This window comes from Paenibacillus sp. FSL H7-0737 (assembly GCF_000758545.1).
Classification (GTDB): domain Bacteria; phylum Bacillota; class Bacilli; order Paenibacillales; family Paenibacillaceae; genus Paenibacillus_AQ.
The window spans coordinates 140,398-165,411 of record NZ_CP009279.1 but is presented as its reverse complement, the minus strand read 5'-3'; the positions used below and the strand labels follow the sequence as shown (position 1 = coordinate 165,411).

Here is a 25,014-nt window from a genome sequence, read left to right as displayed (position 1 = left end):
ATACTTGGGAATCCCTTTATTTTGCCTCCACGTTTATCCAATACTATAATGAGCTAATATGATTGTACTTCATAATTCTGTAATTAGTGTTCTAAAAATCTACTTACAACTAGAAAGAAGGGCTAATGCGTGACTAAATCCTATATGATTGGCGTTGATATTGGAACTACAAGTACCAAAGCAGTTCTCTTCGAGGAAAAAGGAGCCATAGCTGCACAAGCTAATGTAGGATATCCCTTACATCAGCCCTCACCCTCAATAGCGGAGCAGGACCCAGAACAAATCCTGAGTGCAGTCTTCCATACTATCTCTGAAGTTATGCGGCAAAGCGGTGTATCTGCGGATGCAATCCTTTTCGTCTCCTTCAGTTCTGCCATGCACAGTGTCATTGCAGTTGATAAACTGGGTAAGGCCCTAACTGCCTGCATCACATGGGCTGATAATCGCAGTGCCGGATGCGCACTTCGTTTGAAGGATGAGCTAAACGGCCATGAATTGTATCTACGCACAGGTACACCTATACACCCAATGTCTCCGATCACCAAGCTAATGTGGCTTCGGGAAGAACATACAGAAGTGTTCCAACAAACCTATAAATTCATTTCCATAAAAGAATACATATTCGCAAGACTGTTTGGCGAATACATCATCGATCATTCCATTGCCTCTTCCACAGGCATGCTCAATCTGGAGAATCTAGAATGGGATAAAGAAGCTTTGGAGATTGCCCACATTACAACAGATCAACTCTCGCGGCTTGTTCCCACCACGCAGATTATGCAAGGGCTGCTCCCTGGTCTGGCAGAGGAGCTTTTGCTGCTCCCTACAACTCCATTTGTTGTTGGCGCCAGTGATGGCGTCCTTTCCAACCTCGGCGTAGGCGCAATTGAGCCCGGTGTAGTGGCCGCTACGATTGGTACGAGTGGAGCAATTCGTACCGTAGTGGATCACCCGCTCACCGATCCCAAAGGACGGACCTTCTGTTATAACTTAACCCCAAAACATTGGGTGATCGGAGGCCCCGTCAACAATGGTGGCATGCTGTTCCGCTGGGTACGTGACGAGTTCGCGGCCTCTGAAGTTGAAACCGCCAAACGACTAGGCATTGATCCTTACGAGGTTCTGACTCGCATTGCAGAGCAAGTTCCTGCGGGAAGCGGTGGACTTTTATTCCATCCTTACTTGACTGGAGAACGAGCACCGCTGTGGAATCCGGATGCTCGGGGCTCCTTCTTTGGCCTTTCTATGAACCACCATAAGGAGCATATGATTCGGTCAGTACTAGAGGGCGTAATCTTCAATATGTATATGGTTCTCCTTGCTATGGAAGAGCAAATCGGACGCCCAAGCAGAATCCTTGCCACTGGCGGCTTCGCCCGCTCCTCAGTATGGCGGCAGATGATGGCTGATATCTTTGATCAGGAGGTTGTCATTCCGGAGAGTATCGAGAGCTCCTGCCTCGGGGCGGTTGTACTTGGTCTTTATGCAACAGGTCGAGTCGATTCCTTTGATGTCGTGTTTGACATGATTGGTTCAACCCATAAGCATACTCCAATTGATGAACATACCAAGATCTACAAACAGCTGCTGCCGATCTATATTTCTGTTTACCGTAGTCTCGAAAGCCAGTATCAAGCCATTGCAGAGTTTCAGCGAGAACAAGCTGGAGAATAAGGCAAAAAATAAAAAGCGTCGGCTACCCACATATGTGGGAAAACCGACGCTTTTATATTTCCTTGCAATAGACTATGCACTTTTGGATTCTGCTTTTGCTTTCTGTGGACCCGAGCCGAAGATGATCCAAGCCGATTTAATATATCGGAAGGCAAAGGCCACTACCACCCATGAACCTAACAACGCAAAGAGCCAACCCCCAGCAATCGCTGCGGTATATGCAAGAGAACCCCCGTGAAACGGTAATTTTCTATAGAAAAATAGCAGTAACGGATGCAGTAAATAGATTCCGAAAGAGCAAGCTCCGGCAGATAACAACAGTCTTGTAATCAAGCTTCGGCCCGCTCCATACAATAAGAAGGAGATTTGTAGCAACACCACACAAGAGAGTAGCGCATGAAGGTTAGAGAATCCCTCATACCATAAACTATTGATGACTGTTTTCTTCGTATAGTTATTAAACCATAGCTCAACATGAACAACCCCAGCTACGATCCACAACAACCACAACGTAATCCATACCGGACCTTTACCGGCGCGCCAGCCTTCACGTGAAGGTACCAGCCACTTTTTCAAAGAAGGATAGTATACTGCAATCCCCGCACCCAGCAAGAAATACGAGAAATAAGTGATTGCCAGACTGCCCTTGGACAACTGCCAATACCCGTTATTAGTCATGTATTTATTCAGCAGCACAAAACCCCATTGTAGAATCAATCCGATTAGCGGTGCCCAAGCCGCCAGACGACGAACCTTTTGCAGACACCACAGAATGAGTGGAAACAATACATAGAACTGAATAATGATAATAATATAATACAAATGCGTGTATGCTGTTCCTGTCCACAAATACTTCCAAAGCTTAGAAGCCATCTCCCCTGGAGGTAAACTCCATGTATGTCCCGCCGTCATTTTTAATGCAAAATACAACAGTGAAAATAGTACATAAGGCACGATAATATAAAGCAGCCTTCTACTGTAGAACTTCCCCAGCGTCTTTCCGCCCAGAGGACGATCAATATAGTTATAGAACAGCACGAACCCACTCAAAAATATGAATGAAGGTACAGCGAACTGGCTGAATTTATTAATAAGTAAGAACGGATGAAACATGTTTGTACCTAGTGTCTCCGCCAACGTTCGCGAAGTAGCATGAATAGCTAGCACTGCAAAAATAGCAATCGCTCGAAAAATATCCAGCTGCGGAATTCTTTCTTTTTGTCTCATTATCTTTCCTCCTGTTAAGCTCCGCATCAAAATGATGCCTAATCAAGTATTAACCTTCCTCATCTCCTCCGAGACATGTCCTGACTTTACCTTGGAACTAGACTCTAGAGACCGAGGAACACTTCCCAAGAAGATCCATGACTTAGAAATTCGGCGAAAAGCAAACTGCACCATGAACCAGCTTCCTCCCAGTGCAACTACAAGTCCTCCATAGATGAAGAAAACATAAGTTAGCGATTCCAAGGGAATATGATATCGGAACCTGCGATATATCGCCAGCAATAGCGGATGAATCAAATAAATTGCAAATGACAACTCACCTAAACGAGTCAAGAAAGCAACGATCACACGAGGGGCCTTACGATAAAGCAAAAATGCAGCGTACAACAGAACCAATGCCGATAACATCGTATGAACATTCCATAACAGCTCGTACCACAGTGAATCCGTCCACACCCCAAAATGGCGGGCTACATACCATAGCTGCACATGGATAAAAGCTGCAATTAACCACAAGCTCACTAATAAGGCAGTCCACCTCTTTTGCTTGGCAGCCAGCTCACTCCATGGCTTTATCAGCCACAGCTTCACCTTCTCAAAGTGAATGGCGAGATAAGCACCCATCATATAATAAGCTAGGTAGGAGATTGCCAAGCTCCCTTTTTCAACAATGTGCAATTCGTACTTATTCCAAAAAATAAAACCCCACTGAAGCGCCAAACCCACCGGTATCGCCCATTTCATTAAGAAGCGGGAACTCTGCAGTAGCTTAAGCAGCACTGGAAAAAGCAAATAAAACTGAATGCTAATAAAGACAAAATACAAATGCGCATATGCGGAGCCCGAGAATAACGCTCTAGAAAAGCTTAACAAGTTGTCTCCAAGGCTCTGCATCAATCGTCCGTTCACATATAGAGTTAGTACATAATAGCCCATAGAAGCTAGCAAATAAGGCAGTAAGATATACTTTAATCGCCGACGGTAGAAATTAATGATCAAGCTGCGTGTCACAGGACGACCATAATAATTATAAAACAATACGAAGCTGCTAAGGAAAATAAATGAGGGCGTACCGAATTTAAAGAAAATGTTAATCCAGTTCAGCCAGTAATAATAAGGTGAATGCAGTGCCTGCTCTCCAGCAGCAAAAGATGAGGCATGCACATGCAGCACTCCTAATATAGCTAGAGCTCTGAAAATATCCAGCTGGGGCAGCCTTTCCTGTCTCACAGTATTCATATTAAATTCCTCTTCTCTACTATGATGGTTGTTCATAGAGACGCTAAGCGGAATGTGGAAACTGAACATACCAGGAAGTCTGCACTTGCTGAATTTACATTCTGATATTTGACGCTGAATGCCTAGCGTGGGATTTACGTGATTACTAAGGTTAATTATACCGCCTACATCCGAATAAAAAACTTAAGAAGATCTTAAAGTTTTCTTAATATGCTTCTCCAAGACGCAAGAAACCCTGCAGATCCTGCGCTAAAAAAACGCAATATGAAACTGCAGGGTTTACGAAGCATCTTTTACACTTGTTCCGAAGAATCTTCCGATGAAGCTGGGCGTAGCTCTCGCAGTGGGTTGCCTCCTACAAAAGAGCCAGCCGCCACGTTCTTGTGTACTATTGATCCTGCGGCAACAACTGCCCAATCACCGATGGTTACACCGGGAAGAATCGTTGTATTGGCGCCAATCAATACATTTTCCCCAATCACTACTTCTCCCAGGCGATACTCCTTGATTAAATATTCATGCGCCAGAATCGTCGTGTTATAACCGATAATAGAGTTCTCACCCACCGTTATTTTTTCCGGAAAAAATACATCCACCATCGCCATCAGACCGAAGGAGGTATGCTTGCCTACCTTCATCCCGAGAATCCGACGATAGATCCAGTTCTTTAACGGTAGAATCGGGCAATAACGGGCAATCTGAATAAAAATAAAGTTGCGGACACCCTTCCACGGGCTGACCGTACGGTAAATGTACCAAAGTGAGTTATGACCTTCTACAGGATATCGGGTTACGTTTCTCACGATTCACTCGTTCCTCGCTCCACAATTTCTATAATATCCTTCATGTTATGGATGATATAGTCGGGATCATACTTGCGGAGAGTCTCTTCGCCTTTTAAAGACCACGATACTCCAGCCGCATATACACCAGCAGTTTTTGCTGACTGAATATCAACCGTACTGTCACCCACCATAAGAGTTTTACGAGGATCAACGCCAAGGTTATTGACTGCTGTCAGAACAGGCTCTGGATGTGGCTTTGGTTCAGTAACATCGTTCACCGTCACAATCGTATCCATGTACTTTAGCAAATCAAACATCTCAAGCGATTTAATCGTTGTTGGACGAATTTTTGTAGTCACAATCCCCATTTTAATTCCACGACGTAAGAGCTCTTCCATTGTCTCATTCACTTGAGGAAAGGGACGTACTAACTCATCGTGATGTTCATAATTATAAGAACGGTAGGATTTCTCAAGCGCACCACTTACATCCTCAAGTCCAGAGAAGACTCTCATCTGTTGCTGAAGGGTTGTGCCCATATGCGGAATAATCTCTTCCCTAGTGAGTGGAGCTAGACCATTGTCCTTCAGCGCGTACATAAACGAACTAATAATTAGCTCATTCGTATCGACAATCGTTCCATCTAGATCAAAAAGAACGCATTCTATCATAAGCTTTACTGCTCCTTCTTATCTCCATCCGCAGGCTGTCCTTGCTCAGGTTGAGCCCCGTGACGAGCTTTCTGCGGTGTATTTACTGCGCTTTCAGGCACTATGGTATCTGCTTTGATCGGTTTAGTACATACTATAGGATCAGAATAATGTGCTTTAGGCTCTCCGGTGACCCTACGAATAATGATAAGCAGTACAGCTGCGACGATGATCAGTAGAGCAAGCAGCTGAGAAATACGGATATTTCCATAGCTTGGGTCCAAGTATCCTTGCTCAAAGCCTAACCATTCCATCGGTTTCCATAATCCGTTCATAAAGGATGCCAAGCCTGCACTTCCATTAAAGGCCAAGCTGTCCGTACGTATGGCTTCAATGAAGAAACGACCGATGGAATACCATATAAAGTAAGACATGAAGATCTCACCGGCTCGCACAAACTTCTGACGACGAAGAACCATTAGTAGCGCGATACCCAGTAAGCTCCAAAGAGATTCATACAAGAAGGTCGGATGATGAAAAGCATCCCCTATGTACATTTGGTTCACAATGAAGTCAGGTAAATGCAGTTTATCCCGTAAAAACGACTCTTCAACCACGCTGCCGTATGCCTCTTGGTTGACAAAGTTTCCCCAGCGTCCAATCATTTGACCCGCAAGTAGTCCAGGTGCACAAATATCAACGATACGCCAGAAGGGGTAGCCTTTATAGCGGAAATAAATAATCCCGCAAATAATGGCTCCAATTAACGCACCGTAAATGGCGATGCCACCATTCCAGATCTTAAAGACATCTATTAAATTATCCTTATAATCCTCCCATTTAAACGCTACAAAGTAAATCCGTGCCCCAATAATGGCCGAAGGCACACCTAGCAGCAGCATATCCATAAAGAATTCTTGTGGTATACCAAACCGTTTGCCCTCGCGGATCGCAAGAAATAACCCCGCGAGTGCACCGAAACCTAGTATTAATCCGTACCAGTGTACTTGCAGTGATCCAATTGAGAAGACAATAGGATTTAGTGCTAATGGGAACATTCTCTCACACTCCTAATCGAGATCATCCATATCTTCAGATATGGTCGCAGTTAGCTTATTCGTGAACTGCAGGGCTGCATTAAAGCCCATTTGTTTCAGGCGATAGTTCATCGCTGCAACCTCTATAATAACTGCAAGGTTACGTCCTGGGCGTACGGGAATCGTTACAAGCGGAACATCTGTGTCAATAATCCGTGTCGTTTCCTCATCAAGTCCAAGTCGATCATACTGCTTGTCTTGCTGCCAAGCTTCCAATCTAACAACAAGTGTAATCCGTTTATGATTACGAATGGCACCCGCACCAAAAAGTGTCATTACATTAATGATACCGACTCCACGGATCTCCAGTAAATGACGGATTAACTCAGGGGCTGTACCATGCAGCTGGTTATCTGAAGTCTGACGGATTTCTACGGCATCATCAGCAATCAATCGATGACCGCGTTTTACAAGCTCAAGGGCTGTTTCACTTTTACCAATCCCACTACTACCCGTAATTAGCATACCTACACCATATACATCACAAAGTACGCCATGAATAGTCGCCGTAGGAGCTAATTTTCCTTCTAGGAAGCTCGTCAAACGGCTGGAGAAAATAGTCGTAGCCATCGAGCTGCGAAGCACAGGAAGAGCCTTTTCATTACTTATGTCAATTAACTCTTGAGGCACTTCTAAACCACGTGTAATTACAATACAAGGTGTGTTATCATTGCAAATTCCACGAAGTCGGCTTTTCCGCTCAGCTTCGGGCAGCATGGAGAAAAAAGCGAGTTCTGTTTTGCCTAGCAATTGAACACGTTCTTCTGGATAATATTCAAAATAACCAGCAATCTCTAGTCCAGGGCGATTCAGGTCATCGACCGTAATGGGTCTCTTTAGACCTTCCTGGCCGGAAATAACCTCTAATTGAAAATGCTGTACCAATTCAGATACTTTTACTTTCTTAGCCATGTAATTTCGTCCTTTCGTCACCTGCGGTATTTGTCCGCTTACTGCGTCCGGTTGGCAGCGATCTCTTTACATTCCGGAGGTAATTCTCCTGCTATCTTAATTGATAACGCTTATGAATGCAATCTTAGCGCCTAACCAAACAGGGGCCATCTAAACAATAAAGCCACCCTTTCGGGTGGCTTTATCAAGAGAGAAAAGATCTTTACAATCTTATCCCAACAAAATGTTAGCTTCGGATTCTTTATCAAAGAAGTGAATTTTGTTCATATCAATAGCCAATTTAGGCTTGCTGCCTTCGCGAGTAGTGGAACGTCCATCTACACGAGCGATTACAGTAGATTTACCAAGGCCGCTCAAGTAAAGGAGCATTTCGTGACCAAGGTTTTCAGTAACATCAACCAATGAAGTGAAGATTGTGTTAGGGGAAGCTTCCAAGAATACTGGCTCTTCATGGATATCTTCTGGACGAACGCCCATGATTACTTCTTTACCGATGTAACCTTTGTTGCGGATGATTTGAGCTTTTCCGCCTGGTACTTCAACATCAAGGTTCTCAGCACGGAAACGGATAGAACCGCTCACTTCGGACAAAGTACCATTGATAAAGTTCATTGTAGGGGATCCGATAAATCCAGCTACGAACAAGTTTGTAGGTTCATTGTACAACTCTTCAGGGGAAGCTGCTTGTTGAATGATACCATCATACATAACTACGATGCGATCACCCATTGTCATAGCTTCTGTTTGGTCATGCGTTACGTAGATACAAGTAGTTTCAAGGCGCTTAACCAGTTTAGTGATTTCAGCACGCATTTGACCACGAAGTTTAGCATCCAAGTTGGAAAGAGGCTCATCCATCAAGAAGACTTGTGGATCACGTACGATAGCGCGTCCCAAAGCGACACGTTGGCGTTGACCACCGGAAAGCGCTTTTGGTTTACGATCTAGCAAATGCTCGATGTCAAGAATTTTAGCAGCTTCGCGAACTTTCTTGTCGATTTCATCCTTCTTCACTTTACGAAGTTTCAAACCGAAAGCCATGTTTTGGTATACGCTCATATGCGGATACAGGGCGTAGGATTGGAATACCATCGCGATATCGCGGTCTTTAGGTGCAACGTCATTAACTACACGATCGCCAATGTACATTTTACCTTCGGAGATTTCTTCCAAACCAGCGATCATACGCAAAGTTGTGGATTTACCGCAACCGGAAGGTCCAACCAATACTAGAAATTCCTTATCTTTAATATCAAGATTGATATCGATTACTGTTGCTTTATCTGAACCCGGGTATTTTTTGAAAATATGCTCTAAACGTACGCCTGCCATTGTATTTCCCCCTCGAGTTAATTATTAATTAGTTAATATAAAAATTCTGTTTCCTTGTACATTTATATTACCCCAGTCGGGACACTATGGCTATTTGTAAGGTTCACAAAAAACCTATTTCCTTTTCGTCACTTTATACAAAAGCATAGTAAGCTTAACAATAGCAGCGTCCCCAAAGCTTCGTACATCTGCTCCGGTCTCTTGTTTTATCTTATCCAGACGGTAAAGCAGCGTATTTCGATGGATATACAACTTCTTGGCGGTTTCACTTACATTACAGTCCATCTCAAAAAAGGTCTCCAAAGTCAGCAGCATTTCTTTATCTGATAGTACAGAGGAGTAGTCACCAATTTGTCCAAGCAACTGTTTGCGGCGTACATCAGGAATGCTGTTAACCAGACGTTCCAAATGCAGTTCCCAAGGTAAATGAATATACTCTCCTACTTGAAAAATACGACCGAGTACAATCGTCTCCCTGAGCAAAGCTACAGATCCAGTCAATCCCTTAACAGGGACTATAGCCGGAGCTACTGCCAAATGGAATACTCCTACCCATTCACTAGCTATCAGCTCATGTAACCCCATACTAGTCTGTGCTAGAAGATCATCTACACTCTCTTCTTCATCATCCTTATCATCCCCGCCCGTAAGTAATTCTTTACGAGCTAAAATTAACCATTCCTTCTCTTGAAGGGGAATGAGCAGAATTTCGTTCTCAAAATAGCTACGCAGTAATTTCATCAGTGAACGATAAGAGATCTGTGGACTATGGGCAATCTCACTACTAAGGAGGAATGGAATCATATCTCCGAACAGACGTCCCTTTAGGGTGATCTCATCGGGAATTTCAGTGTCATTCTTCTCTTGCTCTAGCTCCGTGTTCAACCAAGCGCCAAGCTGCCGCGCCTCCACTTCACCTTCTTCTCGAAGCCCTGTTGCTTTAAGTGCAATAGCAAAATTTCGAACTGCATAGTTGACCAGTTGTACTTCCAGAGAAGTGAGCCCCTCCATTTCTACCCAGACAGCGGTTATACGTCCGTCACTCTCATACAAAGGTGCCCAGAGATGACCCTCATGGATTACCAGCTGATCCTGTCCTTCTAATCCCATGCTAAAAAGAGAAGCTGAATGCTGCCTCCCTAACTGCTTGATTCCGGTTCTCTTTCCGGTGAGCTGCTCTAATTTTTTCCGCAATGTCTCACTATCCATAGTCACCATGCTCCACCACTTTTGCTCTTTTCGCCTATTTTAGCATATTCTCTTATATTATGTTAATCGCTACAGTAGCGCGCTACTATAATACAACCATAAAACACAAAAAAAGCCACCACCATAAGGTGATGACTTTCTGTTTGGGATGAGCCATGAAGGACTCGAACCTTCGACACCCTGATTAAAAGTCAGGTGCTCTACCAACTGAGCTAATGGCTCATAAATGGTGGGGGATGATGGATTCGAACCACCGAACACGTACGTGAGCAGATTTACAGTCTGATGCGTTTGGCCACTTCGCTAATCCCCCAGGGAAAAGTGGCTCGAGACGGATTCGAACCGCCGACACGAGGATTTTCAGTCCTCTGCTCTACCGACTGAGCTATCGAGCCATATTAAATTGACATAAAAATAAAGTGGTAGTATTATACTTCCCACCCTTGTCTTGTGGAAAAAAATGGCGGAACCGACGAGATTCGAACTCGCGATCTCCTGCGTGACAGGCAGGCATGTTAGGCCAACTACACCACGGTTCCGCATTGATAATAATGGTGCCGGCGAGAGGACTTGAACCCCCAACCTACTGATTACAAGTCAGTTGCTCTACCAGTTGAGCTACACCGGCACGGTGTAAAAAGTATTTCTTAAAAAGTAATAATGGTGGAGGCTGAGGGGATCGAACCCCCGACCCTCTGCTTGTAAGGCAGATGCTCTCCCAGCTGAGCTAAGCCTCCAGGTATTATGGTAGCGGCGAAGGGGATCGAACCCCCGACCTCACGGGTATGAACCGTACGCTCTAGCCAGCTGAGCTACACCGCCACAATAATTAGAAATGCTATGGATTGAAAATGGCGGAGAGAGTGGGATTCGAACCCACGCACCGCTTACGCAGTCTAACCCCTTAGCAGAGGGTCCCCTTATAGCCACTTGGGTATCTCTCCAAACGATATCAGTACCACAGCAATCCAAACAGGAATTTGACTCCCTGAAAACTGAATCCGAATTGAATTTGCGTCTTAAGTATAGGATAAGCCCTCGACCGATTAGTATTGGTCAGCTCCATGCATTACTGCACTTCCACCTCCAACCTATCTACCTCGTCGTCTTCAAGGGGTCTTACTAATTGGGAAATCTCATCTTGAGGGGGGCTTCACGCTTAGATGCTTTCAGCGCTTATCCCGTCCGTACGTAGCTACCCAGCCATGCTTCTGGCGAAACAACTGGTGCACCAGCGGTACGTCCATCCCGGTCCTCTCGTACTAAGGACAGCTCCTCTCAAATTTCCTGCGCCCACGACAGATAGGGACCGAACTGTCTCACGACGTTCTGAACCCAGCTCGCGTACCGCTTTAATGGGCGAACAGCCCAACCCTTGGGACCTACTTCAGCCCCAGGATGCGATGAGCCGACATCGAGGTGCCAAACCTCCCCGTCGATGTGGACTCTTGGGGGAGATAAGCCTGTTATCCCCAGGGTAGCTTTTATCCGTTGAGCGATGGCCCTTCCATGCGGTACCACCGGATCACTAAGTCCGACTTTCGTCCCTGCTCGACTTGTAGGTCTCGCAGTCAAGCTCCCTTATGCCTTTGCACTCTTCGAATGATTTCCAACCATTCTGAGGGAACCTTGGAACGCCTCCGTTACTCTTTAGGAGGCGACCGCCCCAGTCAAACTGCCCGCCTGACACGGTCCCCGTACCCGATTAGGGTACTAGGTTAGAACCTAGATACGATCAGGGTGGTATCCCAACGGCGCCTCCACCGAAGCTTGCGCTCCGATTTCTACGGCTCCCACCTATCCTGTACAGATCGTACCCAAATTCAATATCAAGCTGCAGTAAAGCTCCATGGGGTCTTTCCGTCTTGTCGCGGGTAACCTGCATCTTCACAGGTATTAAAATTTCACCGGATCTCTCGTTGAGACAGCGCCCAAGTCGTTACGCCATTCGTGCGGGTCAGAATTTACCTGACAAGGAATTTCGCTACCTTAGGACCGTTATAGTTACGGCCGCCGTTTACTGGGGCTTCGGTTCATAGCTTCGGGTTACCCCTAACCACTCCCCTTAACCTTCCAGCACCGGGCAGGCGTCAGCCCGTATACTTCGCCTTGCGGCTTCGCACAGACCTGTGTTTTTGCTAAACAGTCGCTTGGGCCTTTTCACTGCGGCCCCCTCGTGCTATTCACACTACCGGGGCACCCCTTCTCCCGAAGTTACGGGGTCATTTTGCCGAGTTCCTTAACGAGAGTTCTTCCGCGCGCCTTAGAATTCTCTTCTCGCCTACCTGTGTCGGTTTGCGGTACGGGCACCTTCTCCTGGCTAGAGGCTTTTCTTGGCAGTGTGAGATCATGACCTTCGCTACTACAATTTTCGCTCCCCATCACAGCCCAGCCTTAATGATGTGCGGATTTGCCTACACATCAGCCTCACTGCTTAGACGGACATATCCATCAGTCCGCGTCACTACCCTCCTGCGTCACCCCATCGCTCATAGCGGATTACGGTGGTACAGTAATTTCAAACTGTTGTCCTTCGACTACGCCTTTCGGCCTCGCCTTAGGTCCCGACTTACCCTGAGCGGACGAGCCTTCCTCAGGAAACCTTGGGCTTTCGGCGGATCAGATTCTCACTGATCTTTTCGTTACTCATACCGGCATTCTCACTTGTATGCTGTCCAGCGCTCCTTACGGTACACCTTCAACCCACATACAACGCTCCCCTACCCCAGATACATACGTATCTAGCCATAGCTTCGGTGGTGTGTTTAGCCCCGTTACATTTTCGGCGCAGAGTCACTCGACCAGTGAGCTATTACGCACTCTTTCAATGGTGGCTGCTTCTAAGCCAACATCCTGGTTGTCTGTGCAACTCCACATCCTTTCCCACTTAACACACACTTGGGGACCTTAGCTGATGGTCTGGGCTGTTTCCCTTTTGACAATGGATCTTAGCACTCACTGTCTGACTCCCGGCAATAAGTATATGGCATTCGGAGTTTGACTGAGCTTGGTAATCCTTGCGGACCCCGCACCCAATCAGTGCTCTACCTCCACTACTCTTATACCGAGGCTAGCCCTAAAGCTATTTCGGGGAGAACCAGCTATCTCCGAGTTCGATTGGAATTTCTCCGCTACCCCCACCTCATCCCCGCATTTTTCAACATGCGTGGGTTCGGGCCTCCAGTGCGTGTTACCGCACCTTCACCCTGGACAGGGGTAGATCACACGGTTTCGGGTCTACGTCCACATACTCAATCGCCCTATTCAGACTCGCTTTCGCTGCGGCTCCGTCTTCTCGACTTAACCTTGCATGTTAAACGTAACTCGCCGGTTCATTCTACAAAAGGCACGCCATCACCCATTAATAGGGCTCTGACTTTTTGTAAGCACACGGTTTCAGGTTCTATTTCACTCCCCTTCCGGGGTGCTTTTCACCTTTCCCTCACGGTACTGTTTCACTATCGGTCGCCAGGTAGTATTTAGCCTTAGCAGATGGTCCTGCTGGATTCATACGGGGTTTCACGTGCCCCGCACTACTCGGGATCCGTCTCGGAGAGAACACAGTTTAGGTTACAGGGCTTTTACCTCTATCGCGGGCCTTTCCAGACCTCTTCACCTACCATATTCCTTTGTAACTCCATGTGAGACGTCCCACAACCCCTAAGAGCAAGCTCTTAGGTTTAGGCTGTTCCGCGTTCGCTCGCCGCTACTGACGGAATCACTATTGTTTTCTCTTCCTCAGGGTACTTAGATGTTTCAGTTCCCCTGGTCTGCCTCTACATCTCCTATGTGTTCAGAGATGAGTAACTGCGAATTACCACAGCTGGGTTTCCCCATTCGGACACCCCCGGATCAAAGCTTGCTTACAGCTCCCCGAGGCAGTTTCGTTGTTCGCCACGTCCTTCGTCGGCTCCTGGCGCCTAGGCATCCTCCGTGTGCTCTTATTAGCTTAACCTTGATTTTTCCGTAGGAAAATATCATACAATGACATTCTCTTTGGAATCATCTCACTAATAACATTTACTTGTTTGCACAAGTTGCTAAAAGATGTTCTAAAACGCAAATTCGTTTCGGTATCCAGTTTTCAAGGATCAATGTTTAAAACAGGTATTGAATTAAAATTATGGTGGAGCCAAGCGGGATCGAACCGCTGACCTCCTGCTTGCAAGGCAGGCGCTCTCCCAGCTGAGCTATGGCCCCATAAAAGGATATAATGTCATATGGTGGGCCTTGGTGGACTCGAACCACCGACCTCACCCTTATCAGAGGTGCGCTCTAACCAACTGAGCTAAAAGCCCATATAACATATATAATATTGTGAATCAACCAAAGAATGGTTGTCCGCTTGGCGGCGTCCTACTCTCCCAGGACCCTTCGGTCCAAGTACCATCGGCGCTGGAGGGCTTAACGGTCGTGTTCGGGATGGGTACGTGTGGAACCCCTCCGCTATCGCCACCAAACGCATACGAAAGAGACTTGCTCTTTCAAAACTGAACACGAGTGAGTGTTCGAACCCGAAGGTTCTATAATGGAAGTTTAACTTCCGATTTGAATGTCTTCATTGCAGAAGACGATTCTCCATAGAAAGGAGGTGATCCAGCCGCACCTTCCGATACGGCTACCTTGTTACGACTTCACCCCAATCATCTACCCCACCTTCGGCGGCTGGCTCCCTTGCGGGTTACCCCACCGACTTCGGGTGTTGTAAACTCTCGTGGTGTGACGGGCGGTGTGTACAAGACCCGGGAACGTATTCACCGCGGCATGCTGATCCGCGATTACTAGCAATTCCGACTTCATGCAGGCGAGTTGCAGCCTGCAATCCGAACTGAGACCGGCTTTGATGGGATTGGCTTCACCTCGCGGTTTCGCTTCCCGTTGTACCGGCCATTGTAGTACGTGTGTAGCCCAGGTCATAAGGGGCATGATGATTTGACGTCATCCCCACCTTCCTCCGGTTTGTCACCGGCAGTCACTCTAGAGTGCCCAGCTTAACCTGCTGGCAACTAAAGTTAAGGGTTGCGCTCGTTGCGGGACTTAACCCAACATCTCACGACACGAGCTGACGACAACCATGCACCACCTGTCTCCTCTGTCCCGAAGGCCGCCACTATCTCTAGTGGATTCAGAGGGATGTCAAGACCTGGTAAGGTTCTTCGCGTTGCTTCGAATTAAACCACATACTCCACTGCTTGTGCGGGTCCCCGTCAATTCCTTTGAGTTTCAGTCTTGCGACCGTACTCCCCAGGCGGAGTGCTTACTGTGTTAACTTCGGCACCAAGGGTATCGAAACCCCTAACACCTAGCACTCATCGTTTACGGCGTGGACTACCAGGGTATCTAATCCTGTTTGCTCCCCACGCTTTCGCGCCTCAGCGTCAGTTACAGCCCAGAAAGTCGCCTTCGCCACTGGTGTTCCTCCACATATCTACGCATTTCACCGCTACACGTGGAATTCCACTTTCCTCTTCTGTACTCAAGTCACCCAGTTTCCAGTGCGACCTCAGGTTGAGCCCAAGGTTTAAACACCAGACTTAAATGACCGCCTGCGCGCGCTTTACGCCCAATAATTCCGGACAACGCTTGCCCCCTACGTATTACCGCGGCTGCTGGCACGTAGTTAGCCGGGGCTTTCTTCTCAGGTACCGTCACTCCGATAGCAGTTACTCTACCGGACGTTCTTCCCTGGCAACAGAGCTTTACGATCCGAAAACCTTCATCACTCACGCGGCGTTGCTCCGTCAGGCTTTCGCCCATTGCGGAAGATTCCCTACTGCTGCCTCCCGTAGGAGTCTGGGCCGTGTCTCAGTCCCAGTGTGGCCGTTCACCCTCTCAGGTCGGCTACGCATCGTCGCCTTGGTGGGCCGTTACCCCACCAACTAGCTAATGCGCCGCAGGCCCATCCCTCAGTGACAGATTGCTCCGTCTTTCATTCTTTCTTCAGGAGAAAAAAGAAATTATCCGGTATTAGCTACCGTTTCCGGTAGTTATCCCAGTCTAAGGGGCAGGTTGCCTACGTGTTACTCACCCGTCCGCCGCTAAGTCATTTTGAAAGCAAGCTTTCAAAATGACTCCGCTCGACTTGCATGTATTAGGCACGCCGCCAGCGTTCGTCCTGAGCCAGGATCAAACTCTCCAATTAGTATTGAAAAGAGCGATATGCTCATTTTGAAACATCTGACGAGAAAATTAATTCTCTAATTTTGGATTTCACTTTCGTGAATTCCCACTCACTCGTTGTTCAGTTTTCAAAGATCAATGTCTCATCTTTCGTTGTCGTTGCTTGTCAGCAGCGACCTTTATAATATATCACAGCACCTTTGTTTTCGTCAAGCGTTTTTTTAATTTCTTTTTTTCGCTTACCGTTTCAGCAAGTTGTTAATCAACATCTTGTCCAAAGGGGCGAGACTTAATGTATCATATTTTTCAAACTCACGTCAAGCATTAAAACAAAATAATTCTTAATCCTATTAACATTACTACGCCTGGAAGGCCAAGAACCGTTACTGCGCCTATGGTTGCGGGATTCAAGGGAATATGAACTTGTGTGATTAAACCCGAGAAATTCACTACATATATCGCGAGCGCAGCCAGTACCAAATGAGCTCCGAACAGACTAAGCCATCCAAAGCCAAGTTTTTTTCGGAATACAATTACACTCAACAACACAACCGATATGACTAGTACTCCTATAGCTAACATTCTTAGCATGTTGATCCCTCCTATATTTCCTTTTGACTAGCGCCTACATCTGACTGCTATTTAATCCAATGCTCTTTGCATGTTTGAGATGTATCTGATACTTGCGCTCTGCTGCCTCTAAAATATAAATAGCATAATCAATTTGATCTTGACCCAACGCTTCATCAAACATTAGGTACGCTCTCTCCCACTCAGATTGCGCCTTACGAACCTCCAGCAACGTTTCCCAGCCCTCCGTATCTTTTCTACCCTGTTCTTCATCTGCTCCCCGCCACAATGAGGTCCACCATCCCATTACTCATTCCTCCTCAGAATAATTTCGATGCAAAATTACATCTCGTTATTCTCATTCATATCGGGATAGGGACAAACTTAGAACAAAAAAAGGAGGCCCAGGGGGCCTCCTTTTGAAAAACACGACTTTAGAGCTACTAGAATAGCTCACGACGACCTTCCAACGCTTTGGACAAGGTAACCTCGTCGGCATATTCAAGATCGCCACCAACAGGCAAGCCATGGGCTATTCTGGTGATTTTAATCTCAAAAGGCCGAACTAAACGAGAAATATACATCGCCGTTGCCTCACCCTCAATGTTGGGGTTGGTCGCCATGATAAGCTCACTCACTCTTTCATCACTCAAACGAGTCAATAATTCCTTCAAGCGAATATCATCAGGGCCTATACCTTCCATAGGTGAAATCGCACCCTGAAGAACGTGATAATACCCATTAAACTCTTTGGTTCGTTCTATTGCCACCAAATCCTTGGAGTCTTGGATCACACAGATTACTGAAGGATCTCTAGTTTTGTCCTGACATATCTTACACGGGTCCGTATCCGTAATATTACAGCAGACGGAGCAATAATGAAGATTACGCTTGACACTTACTAGCGCTTTAGCAAAATCAATGACGTCATCCTCTTTCATGTTAAGCACATGAAAAGCTAACCGGGCGGCTGTCTTCGGCCCAATCCCGGGCAAGCGCGTAAAAGCATCGATCAGCTTGGCTAGCGGTTCGGGATAATACAAATTAATAATTCTCCTTTAGACGAAAGTGGAGTGAGTGAATTAGAACAAGCCTGGGATCTTCATTCCACCAGTAAATTTACCCATATCATTGTTCGCAAGGTCTTCAGCTTGAGTCAAAGCATCATTAACTGCAGTGATTACCAAATCCTGTAGCATTTCAACATCTTCCGGATCAACAGCTTCTGGCTTGATTTGGATAGAAAGCAACTTTTTGTGGCCATTAACTTGAACTGTAACTACTCCGCCACCTGATGAGCCTTCAATCACCTTGCCACCTAGTTCTTCTTGAGCCTTAAGCATTTGCTCCTGCATTTTCTTAACTTGCTTCATCATTTGGTTCATATTATTCATACATCATCTCTCCTTTGGAATGCGCAATTTGCGCTAGTATGCTTACATTACTCTTTTATGACAACAAGGTCTTCTCCAAAAAGCTGGATAGCCTCATCAATCCAAGGTTCAGATTTCGCATCCGCAGTATCATGTTCATGCTCTAGCCGCAACTCTTCCTTGCTAGGCTGTCCCACTGACTTCTGAGCGGCTTCGTTCCAATCGCGCTGCATTATAGTTACCAGTCTATAAGGTTTACCAAGACGCGCTGCAAACACATTCTCAATGACCTGTCTGTTTGCTGGCTTCTCCGTTGTATCACGATGAATCGTGTTCTTAAACGCAACAAGCACAGCGTCGTCCATTACAGATACAGGTTCTCCGTCTACAAACCACGCATGAACCGTTACCTTCTCCTCTTTTACCCCTTGCAAGACAAGACTCCACTGTTTATAGATAGCTGCAAAATCAGGACTATCCTTACCAGCAATAAACTTATCAACATTTGGAGGCATTTTGGAGGTTGCAGAGATTCTAGGCGCAGAACTTGGAGTCGGATTCGATTTCGCAGAAGAGGCACCATCTCGCCCACCTCCGGAAATACCACCGGACTGCAATGCCTGCTCCAGCTTTTTCTCCAGCGCAGTAATCTGTCTCTTGAGCAGATCCAGTTCACCAGAGTGGACTGCAGGAGCATTCACCCCTGATCCAGCCTGCAATGCACCTAACGGAGCAGCTGATGCGGTCTCACTTTCCTCTTGCTGCAAGCTACAAAGCTTCATCAGCGCGACTTCAAACAAAGTCTGCGGATGAGTAGCATATTTCATTTCACCCAGGTACTTATTAAGTGTATCTACGATCTGAAACAGACGATCCCGGGAAAATGCGGTGGCCATATCTTTAAACTCGGCGGGATTAAGCACTCGCTCCGTCAGTTGATCAGCCCCAGGTACCATCTTAATCATCAATAAATCACGGAAATAATACATAAGATTCTCTAGACATTTATCAGCACTCTTACCTTCATGCATAAGCTGTTCAACAAGCTCCAGCAGAAGACCCATATCACCTTCCAATATGGCAGTGGCAAGTCGTGCAAATTGCTCAGAGGGTATCCCTCCGGTCATCCCCAGGACTTGCTCGTACGTAACTTTGCCATCTGTAAAAGATGAAATCTGATCCAGCAAACTCACTGCATCGCGCATACCCCCATCAGAAAGGCGGGCAATATACTGCAATGCGTTAACATCAGCTGTAATCCCTTCCTTCTCACAGATAGCACTCAGATGTGCTGTCTGCTCTTCCAAAGCTACTCTGCGGAAGTCAAAACGCTGACAACGAGAAATGATCGTCGCTGGCAATTTATGAGGTTCCGTAGTCGCAAGGATGAACATTGCATGTGACGGCGGTTCTTCCAATGTCTTTAATAGCGCATTAAATGCTTCTGTTGTCAGCATATGCACTTCATCAATAATATACACTTTACGGCGCACCTCGGTAGGTGCATATTTCACCTTGTCCCGGAGGTCGCGAATCTCTTCTACGCCCCGGTTGGATGCCGCGTCTATTTCCTGCACATCCATCACATTACCCGCAGTGATTCGCAAGCAGGAAGGACACTCGTTGCAAGGCTCCGGACCTGGCCCACGTTCACAATTGACCGCTTTCGCTAAGACTTTAGCAGCACTTGTCTTACCAGTTCCCCGCGGACCACTGAACAGATAGGCATGCGAAACCCGCTGTTCACGAATTGCGTTCTGCAGCGTTTGGATAATGTGCTGTTGTCCAACCATGTCTTGAAACGACTGCGGCCGCCAAGCACGGTACAGCGCGATATGTTCCACTATGCATTACCCTCTCTTAGGCTGCCTCTTTCCCGGCATTTGTCGCAAATTTATTATACTATATTCATCGGCTATTGACCAAAAACAAAAAGCATCTTTGCTTGTGGCAAAGATGCTGTTATAAACAGAATTATAAACCGTGCACCTGTTATTGATGACTACGATCCAAGCGGCAACCCTACATGACTGCTCGGGCTAGGCCACCCTCCGGCACAAGAGTAAACTTACTTATGGCTGCTTCCTTCCGGACCTGACCAGGTTCATAAGCACTCATTGCGGAGGACCCAACCGTCAACACAGCCCGTAGGAACCAAGGCCTCACATCGATAGCACCTCTAACAGGAATTCAACCTCGCTACAGCGGATTGCGAGTTACAGGGCACCGCTACCTCCCCGTCTAGCACGGCGAAGATAAGTATAGCTCACGCTCGGACAAAAATCAACTCCAAGACATAAAATGAGCCCCCAGCGAGAAAGCTGGGAGCTCGATCTAACCATTAAGCCGCTAAGCGGCTATTCCAATTAGATACCGTATTTCTTCTTGAATTTATCAACGCGACCGCCGGCATCCAGGAACTTCTGCTTGCCAGTGAAGAAAGGATGGCAGCTGGAGCAAATTTCAACACGAAGCTCTTGTTTAACAGAGCCAGCTTCGAAAGAGTTGCCACATGCGCAGGTTACCTTAGTTAAGTTATACTTTGGTTGAATTGCTGCTTGCATTTTGAATTTCACCTCTCATGCCCTAAGCCTCATGCGGACCCAGAGTTATATGATTACACTGTGGTATTTTAGCACGAAAAATTCAATTGATCAATATGTTTCATTGGTAATTCATTGGTACATTTAATCTATTAAATGTTGAGTTGCCGTTGCTTTACCCGAGCCATATTTGCTGGTGGTACATGTGTGTAAGAACCAATAACAACATCCGGCAATTCGTCCCGGAAAATTTCCAGCATCGTCTTCATGCCGAGAATTTCACCCTTAGCAGGAGGAATTAACTCCAGATAACTCTCTGGATCAATGTTCAGATTACGCATCTGAATAAGCTTCAGATCCGTACGTCTTACAAACTCCACCATCGCCTCAATCTCTTCTTCGCGATCAGTTACTCCAGGGAAAATCAGATAGTTGATCGATGTGTAAACACCTTGCGAGGCAGCATATTTCAAAGACTTCTCTACATTAGCCAATGTGTAGCCACGTGGTTTGTAATAAGCATTGTAATGATCATCTAGAGCACTAATCGTGCTGACACGCATCAAATCCAGCCCAGCATCGACGATTCCACGAATATGATCGCTTAAGCCAGCATTGGTGTTGATATTAATGTAGCCCATGTCAGTAATCGAGCGCACTTCACGGATTGCTTCTATAATAAGTTTTGCCTGCGTAGAAGGTTCACCTTCACAGCCTTGTCCAAAACTGATAATCGATTCAGGCGTCTTCAAGTGCTCCAACATAACTTGTGAAATTTCATTGACCGTTGGTCGGAAATTCATACGAGTCTGCGGAGACACAAAACCACTATCATCAGGTTGCTCAGAAATACAGCCAAAACATCCAGCATTACATGAATAAGAGACAGGTACACCGCCCTCCCAACGCCCTAAGAAGGTGTTGGAGGAAGTCAGGCATTCATAACCAAGCGCACAGTTAGAAAGATGCTCATAGAGACGGTTATCAGGATATTTGGCAGTCAACTCGCCAACACTTACCTCAAGATCCTGTTTATCACAGTTCAGTGGGTTCCACTTCTCCGGATTATCGGTTGGATCCGCCGCAACATAGAACCCGCCATCCTTCCACACTACAGCCGAATACCCAAACAGAGGAAGCTTGTAAGACTTATCTGTCTTTACATACCCAGGAAGACACAAGCGAGTATAGCCCTGAGGCAGCAGCGCGCCTACAGCCTGTGAGCCATCCGGCAACGCCATCATTTCACCTGTCTCAGGATCCATACCCACAGCCCGCGTACTAGGCAAGCCCACAAGAGTAGCGCCTTCAGGCAGCGGTATCAACTCTTCCTCCAACATTTCAACGATCATATCTCCACTACGGGCTAACCCGTACAGTTCTGGATGATCATATACGTTTCCTTGCCCGTCGGCATATACCAAATACATGTTAGTCTCCTCTTATTATCAATTCTCAAGTTGTAGGCACTGAAGAAGTCTTTGCCCGTGTTGTGCGACGAGCAGCCGTACCACTGTTGGAAGTTCCTCCGCTACTCGCAGTTCCATTTGGCGATTGTTTAGCTCCCGCAACGTCAAATGATGCTAAGAATTCAGCATTAGTCTTTGTATCACGCAGCTTTTTGATGAATCCCTCCACAAAATCGTAGGATTCATTCATATTTTTGCGAATCGCCCAGATCGTATCAAGCTCTTCTTTGCTCAAGAGCACTTCTTCACGACGTGTACCTGAACGACGAATATCAATAGCAGGGAATATACGGCGTTCCGCCAATTTGCGGTCCAAATGAAGCTCCATATTACCAGTACCCTTAAACTCTTCATAAATAATATCATCCATACGTGATCCGGTATCAATTAAAGCAGTTGCTAAAATAGTCAGTGAACCGCCCTCTTCTACATTCCGTGCAGAGCCAAAAAACCGTTTCGGCCGATGAAAGGCTGCTGGGTCAATCCCCCCACTAAGCGTGCGTCCAGATGGTGGAACCACAAGATTATACGCACGTGCAAGACGGGTAATGCTGTCTAAAAGAATAACTACATCCTTCTTGTGCTCAACTAAACGAAGAGCTCTTTGCAACACAAGTTCGGCCACTTTAATATGATTCTCTGGAAGCTCATCAAACGTCGATGCAACCACTTCGCCTTTTACTGAACGCTGCATATCAGTTACTTCTTCGGGACGCTCATCTATTAGCAATACAAAGAGTTCAATCTCAGGATTATTAGTGGAAATACTATTGGCAATTTCTTTCAAGAGGAGCGTTTTTCCTGCTTTAGGAGGTGCTACAATCAAACCCCGCTGCCCCAAACCTACAGGAGCGAGCAAATCCATTATTCGGGTAGACAAATGAGTAGGGGATGTTTCAAGCGGTAGCTTGTCTTGCGGATAAAGTGGTGTTAATGCTGGAAAATGTAGTCGCTCCGCTGCGCTAGCAGGGTTCTCACCATTAACGGCATTGACTTGAAGCAGGCCAAAATATCGTTCATTTTCTTTCGGCGTCCGGCATTTCCCAGATACAAGATCTCCGCTTCTGAGATCAAACTTCCGAATTTGTGAGGCTGAGATATAAATATCTTCAGCGCTAGGCAAATAGTTAATCGGCCTTAGAAATCCATAACCCTCGGGTAGAATTTCCAGTACGCCTTCCATAAACATAAGACCGCTTTGCTCTGCCTGTGCCCGAAGGATCGCAAAGATCAGTTCCCGTTTCTTCAGCTGTCCGTAATAAGGGATCTGGTATTTCTTGGCCAGCTTATACAACTCGGTCAGCTTCATTTCTTCCAAATCGGAAATTTGAAGATCCATGTAATAACCACCTATTCAATTTTTAAATGAGTTCGCCCTAGTCTATCTACTAGGCAAAATGATGAGTCTATTAAAATGCCATTAGGATATTAATACCCAATTTGGAAGGATATATGCGGTAAATAAGCAAATAAACCTCCTTCCAAACGGGATATCCTAATTTTATTCGTTCTCACGCCAAACATGAGCACCAAGTTGTCGAAGGTTGCTCACTAAATTATCATAACCACGGTCAATATATTCTACGCCGGTCACCTCGGTGATCCCATCCCCTACTGTCAATCCAGCAATGACAAGAGCAGCGCCTGCCCGTAAATCGGTCGCTTTCACCTTTGCAGCGTTAAGCTTACCACCCTCAATAATTGCAGAACGGCCTTCAACGCGTATTTTCGCGCCCATCCGTACCAATTCTGGCACATGTTTAAAACGGTTGCTGTAGACGAAATCGCTAAGCACACTAACGCCTTCCGCCTGTGTCAACATACTTGTCATAGGAGATTGTAAATCTGTAGGAAAGCCAGGATAGGTCAACGCTTTGACATCTGCGTGCTCATATTTAGCTCTACCTATAACGCGAATACTTTCGTCAAGCTCTTCAATCTCAACGCCCATCTCTAAAAGCTTGGCCGTTAAAGCTTCCAAGTGCTTAGGAATAACGTTATCTATCAACACATTACCACGCGTAGCCGCAGCGGCAATCATATAAGTTCCTGCTTGAATCCGATCGGGAATGATGGAGTGACGGCAACCGTGCATCTCCGATACCCCTTCGATTCTGATGGTTTCTGTACCGGCGCCTTTAATAACAGCGCCCATAGAGTTCAATAGGGTTGCTACATCTATAATCTCAGGCTCTTTAGCCGCATTTTCAATAATTGTGGAGCCTTTGGCACGTGAAGCCGCCAGCATGATGTTAATAGTGGCACCTACGCTTGATACGTCTAAATAAATCTTCGCACCGCGTAGCTCTTTAGCATATAAGTGGATAGAACCATGTTCGTTGGTAACTGTTGCTCCCAGTGCCTCGAATCCTTTGATATGCTGATCGATTGGACGAGGTTCGAAGTTACAACCACCGGGTAGACCTATTGTCGCTTCTTTGAATCTTCCAAGTAGAGCTCCCATCATATAATACGAAGCTCGAAGTTTCTTAACCGGACCATTAGGCATAGGTATAGATACAATACGCGAAGGATCAATTTTCATCTGGTTGCCTGACCAAGATACACTTGCGCCAAGCTCTTGCAAGATTTCGGAGTAAACGGCTACATCACTAAGGGACGGTAAATTATCAAGAACAACTTCAGATTCGGCCAAAATCGCCGCAGGAATAAGTGCAATAGCACTATTCTTTGCTCCACTGATGGTTACAACGCCCTCTAGCGGACGTCCACCGCCAATCATTAATTTTTCCATAGATTTATCAATTTCCCCCTACGTGTATTGCAGCTGTGTGGGCAATACGTGCTGTGGAC

18 protein-coding genes, 10 tRNA genes, 3 rRNA genes and 1 other RNA gene are annotated in these 25,014 nt (G+C 46.3%); 1 reads left to right on the top strand and 31 read right to left on the bottom strand.

Features of this window, described 5'->3' with window-relative positions; translation table 11 throughout:
• Window positions 1-144: 144 nt before the first annotated feature.
• Window positions 145-1,674: a gluconokinase gene (gntK, locus tag H70737_RS00805; RefSeq protein ID WP_042193086.1), complete on the top strand. Its 1,530-nt coding sequence runs from the start codon at window positions 145-147 to the stop codon at window positions 1,672-1,674.
• Window positions 1,675-1,746: 72 nt separating this feature from the next.
• Here the strand turns inward: gntK and H70737_RS00800 are convergent, their stop codons facing one another.
• From H70737_RS00800 to H70737_RS00655, 31 genes are all read right to left on the bottom strand, one after another.
• Window positions 1,747-2,901, bottom strand: a complete 1,155-nt coding sequence (locus tag H70737_RS00800) for an acyltransferase (RefSeq protein WP_042183998.1) — start codon at window positions 2,899-2,901, stop codon at window positions 1,747-1,749.
• 42 nt (window positions 2,902-2,943) lie between these two features.
• Window positions 2,944-4,140, bottom strand: a complete 1,197-nt coding sequence (locus H70737_RS00795; protein ID WP_042183996.1) for an acyltransferase — start codon at window positions 4,138-4,140, stop codon at window positions 2,944-2,946.
• A 293-nt stretch (window positions 4,141-4,433) separates the two neighbouring features.
• The gene (locus H70737_RS00790; protein WP_197071255.1) at window positions 4,434-4,943 is read right to left on the bottom strand and encodes an acyltransferase; all 510 of its coding nucleotides are present in this window, start codon (window positions 4,941-4,943) and stop codon (window positions 4,434-4,436) included.
• Window positions 4,940-5,596 carry a pyrophosphatase PpaX gene (gene ppaX, locus H70737_RS00785; RefSeq protein WP_042183992.1) on the bottom strand — a complete coding sequence of 219 codons (657 nt, stop codon included), beginning with the start codon at window positions 5,594-5,596 and terminating at the stop codon, window positions 4,940-4,942. Before ppaX ends, H70737_RS00790 begins: the two co-directional genes overlap by 4 nt.
• A gap of 5 nt (window positions 5,597-5,601) precedes the next feature.
• Window positions 5,602-6,633, bottom strand: coding sequence for a prolipoprotein diacylglyceryl transferase (gene lgt / locus H70737_RS00780; RefSeq protein WP_042183990.1), 1,032 nt, complete (start codon window positions 6,631-6,633; stop codon window positions 5,602-5,604).
• Between the two features lie 12 nt (window positions 6,634-6,645).
• Entirely contained in the window at window positions 6,646-7,584 is a 939-nt protein-coding gene (gene hprK, locus H70737_RS00775) for an HPr(Ser) kinase/phosphatase (RefSeq protein WP_042183988.1), read from the bottom strand.
• A 210-nt stretch (window positions 7,585-7,794) separates the two neighbouring features.
• Window positions 7,795-8,916, bottom strand: coding sequence for an ABC transporter ATP-binding protein (locus tag H70737_RS00770; RefSeq protein WP_042123255.1), 1,122 nt, complete (start codon window positions 8,914-8,916; stop codon window positions 7,795-7,797).
• Window positions 8,917-9,030: 114 nt separating this feature from the next.
• Complete coding sequence (locus H70737_RS00765) at window positions 9,031-10,125, bottom strand: PucR family transcriptional regulator (protein ID WP_042183986.1); 1,095 nt, start codon at window positions 10,123-10,125, stop codon at window positions 9,031-9,033.
• 149 nt (window positions 10,126-10,274) lie between these two features.
• Window positions 10,275-10,347 (bottom strand) — tRNA-Lys (locus H70737_RS00760).
• 5 nt (window positions 10,348-10,352) lie between these two features.
• A tRNA-Tyr gene (locus tag H70737_RS00755) sits at window positions 10,353-10,438 on the bottom strand.
• Between the two features lie 9 nt (window positions 10,439-10,447).
• A tRNA-Phe gene (locus H70737_RS00750) sits at window positions 10,448-10,520 on the bottom strand.
• A gap of 66 nt (window positions 10,521-10,586) precedes the next feature.
• A tRNA-Asp gene (locus H70737_RS00745) sits at window positions 10,587-10,664 on the bottom strand.
• 13 nt (window positions 10,665-10,677) lie between these two features.
• Window positions 10,678-10,753 (bottom strand) — tRNA-Thr (locus H70737_RS00740).
• Between the two features lie 33 nt (window positions 10,754-10,786).
• A tRNA-Val gene (locus H70737_RS00735) sits at window positions 10,787-10,862 on the bottom strand.
• A gap of 8 nt (window positions 10,863-10,870) precedes the next feature.
• Window positions 10,871-10,947: transfer RNA gene (locus tag H70737_RS00730), tRNA-Met, on the bottom strand.
• 30 nt (window positions 10,948-10,977) lie between these two features.
• Window positions 10,978-11,069, bottom strand: a tRNA-Ser gene (locus H70737_RS00725).
• Window positions 11,070-11,151: 82 nt separating this feature from the next.
• Window positions 11,152-14,080, bottom strand: a 23S ribosomal RNA gene (locus tag H70737_RS00720).
• Between the two features lie 169 nt (window positions 14,081-14,249).
• A tRNA-Ala gene (locus tag H70737_RS00715) sits at window positions 14,250-14,325 on the bottom strand.
• 21 nt (window positions 14,326-14,346) lie between these two features.
• A tRNA-Ile gene (locus H70737_RS00710) sits at window positions 14,347-14,423 on the bottom strand.
• Window positions 14,424-14,468: 45 nt separating this feature from the next.
• Window positions 14,469-14,585 (bottom strand): 5S ribosomal RNA (gene rrf / locus H70737_RS00705).
• A 124-nt stretch (window positions 14,586-14,709) separates the two neighbouring features.
• A 16S ribosomal RNA gene (locus H70737_RS00700) occupies window positions 14,710-16,267 on the bottom strand.
• The 16S, 23S and 5S rRNA genes sit together here with 10 tRNA genes alongside, the layout of an rRNA operon.
• A 302-nt stretch (window positions 16,268-16,569) precedes the next feature.
• Window positions 16,570-16,827, bottom strand: a complete 258-nt coding sequence (locus H70737_RS00695) for a pro-sigmaK processing inhibitor BofA family protein (protein WP_371915754.1) — start codon at window positions 16,825-16,827, stop codon at window positions 16,570-16,572.
• A 43-nt stretch (window positions 16,828-16,870) separates the two neighbouring features.
• Window positions 16,871-17,122: a DUF2508 family protein gene (locus H70737_RS00690; protein ID WP_052404100.1), complete on the bottom strand. Its 252-nt coding sequence runs from the start codon at window positions 17,120-17,122 to the stop codon at window positions 16,871-16,873.
• Window positions 17,123-17,258: 136 nt separating this feature from the next.
• Entirely contained in the window at window positions 17,259-17,858 is a 600-nt protein-coding gene (gene recR / locus H70737_RS00685; protein ID WP_042123249.1) for a recombination mediator RecR, read from the bottom strand.
• A gap of 39 nt (window positions 17,859-17,897) precedes the next feature.
• A complete protein-coding gene (locus H70737_RS00680; protein WP_042183982.1) occupies window positions 17,898-18,209 on the bottom strand; it encodes a YbaB/EbfC family nucleoid-associated protein in 312 nt (103 codons plus the stop codon).
• A 47-nt stretch (window positions 18,210-18,256) separates the two neighbouring features.
• Window positions 18,257-20,032, bottom strand: a complete 1,776-nt coding sequence (gene dnaX, locus H70737_RS00675) for a DNA polymerase III subunit gamma/tau (protein ID WP_042183980.1) — start codon at window positions 20,030-20,032, stop codon at window positions 18,257-18,259.
• Window positions 20,033-20,169: 137 nt separating this feature from the next.
• An RNA gene (gene ffs, locus H70737_RS30085) (signal recognition particle sRNA large type) lies at window positions 20,170-20,438 on the bottom strand.
• Window positions 20,439-20,554: 116 nt separating this feature from the next.
• A complete protein-coding gene (gene rpmE, locus H70737_RS00670; protein ID WP_042123239.1) occupies window positions 20,555-20,752 on the bottom strand; it encodes a 50S ribosomal protein L31 in 198 nt (65 codons plus the stop codon).
• Window positions 20,753-20,883: 131 nt separating this feature from the next.
• Window positions 20,884-22,161 (bottom strand): radical SAM family protein, encoded by a 1,278-nt coding sequence (locus tag H70737_RS00665; RefSeq protein ID WP_042183978.1) that lies wholly within the window; start codon window positions 22,159-22,161, stop codon window positions 20,884-20,886.
• Window positions 22,162-22,186: 25 nt separating this feature from the next.
• Window positions 22,187-23,539 (bottom strand): transcription termination factor Rho, encoded by a 1,353-nt coding sequence (gene rho, locus H70737_RS00660; protein ID WP_042123234.1) that lies wholly within the window; start codon window positions 23,537-23,539, stop codon window positions 22,187-22,189.
• A gap of 162 nt (window positions 23,540-23,701) precedes the next feature.
• Entirely contained in the window at window positions 23,702-24,955 is a 1,254-nt protein-coding gene (locus H70737_RS00655; RefSeq protein WP_042183976.1) for a UDP-N-acetylglucosamine 1-carboxyvinyltransferase, read from the bottom strand.
• Between the last annotated feature and the right edge of the window lie 59 nt (window positions 24,956-25,014).

What these genes read in the sequence shown, in the direction of transcription:
- H70737_RS00680 (WP_042183982.1), bottom strand. Translation starts at nt 18,209, where the DNA reads ATGAATAATATGAACCAAATGATGAAGCAAGTTAAGAAAATGCAGGAG.
- H70737_RS00665 (WP_042183978.1), bottom strand. Translation starts at nt 22,161, where the DNA reads ATGTATTTGGTATATGCCGACGGGCAAGGAAACGTATATGATCATCCA.
- H70737_RS00765 (WP_042183986.1), bottom strand. Translation starts at nt 10,125, where the DNA reads ATGGATAGTGAGACATTGCGGAAAAAATTAGAGCAGCTCACCGGAAAG.
- H70737_RS00695 (WP_371915754.1), bottom strand. Translation starts at nt 16,827, where the DNA reads ATGTTAGCTATAGGAGTACTAGTCATATCGGTTGTGTTGTTGAGTGTA.
- rpmE (WP_042123239.1), bottom strand. Translation starts at nt 20,752, where the DNA reads ATGCAAGCAGCAATTCAACCAAAGTATAACTTAACTAAGGTAACCTGC.
- ppaX (WP_042183992.1), bottom strand. Translation starts at nt 5,596, where the DNA reads ATGATAGAATGCGTTCTTTTTGATCTAGATGGAACGATTGTCGATACG.
- H70737_RS00690 (WP_052404100.1), bottom strand. Translation starts at nt 17,122, where the DNA reads ATGGGATGGTGGACCTCATTGTGGCGGGGAGCAGATGAAGAACAGGGT.
- rho (WP_042123234.1), bottom strand. Translation starts at nt 23,539, where the DNA reads ATGGATCTTCAAATTTCCGATTTGGAAGAAATGAAGCTGACCGAGTTG.
- H70737_RS00770 (WP_042123255.1), bottom strand. Translation starts at nt 8,916, where the DNA reads ATGGCAGGCGTACGTTTAGAGCATATTTTCAAAAAATACCCGGGTTCA.
- H70737_RS00800 (WP_042183998.1), bottom strand. Translation starts at nt 2,901, where the DNA reads ATGAGACAAAAAGAAAGAATTCCGCAGCTGGATATTTTTCGAGCGATT.
- hprK (WP_042183988.1), bottom strand. Translation starts at nt 7,584, where the DNA reads ATGGCTAAGAAAGTAAAAGTATCTGAATTGGTACAGCATTTTCAATTA.
- H70737_RS00795 (WP_042183996.1), bottom strand. Translation starts at nt 4,140, where the DNA reads ATGAATACTGTGAGACAGGAAAGGCTGCCCCAGCTGGATATTTTCAGA.
- H70737_RS00655 (WP_042183976.1), bottom strand. Translation starts at nt 24,955, where the DNA reads ATGGAAAAATTAATGATTGGCGGTGGACGTCCGCTAGAGGGCGTTGTA.
- gntK (WP_042193086.1), top strand. Translation starts at nt 145, where the DNA reads ATGATTGGCGTTGATATTGGAACTACAAGTACCAAAGCAGTTCTCTTC.
- lgt (WP_042183990.1), bottom strand. Translation starts at nt 6,633, where the DNA reads ATGTTCCCATTAGCACTAAATCCTATTGTCTTCTCAATTGGATCACTG.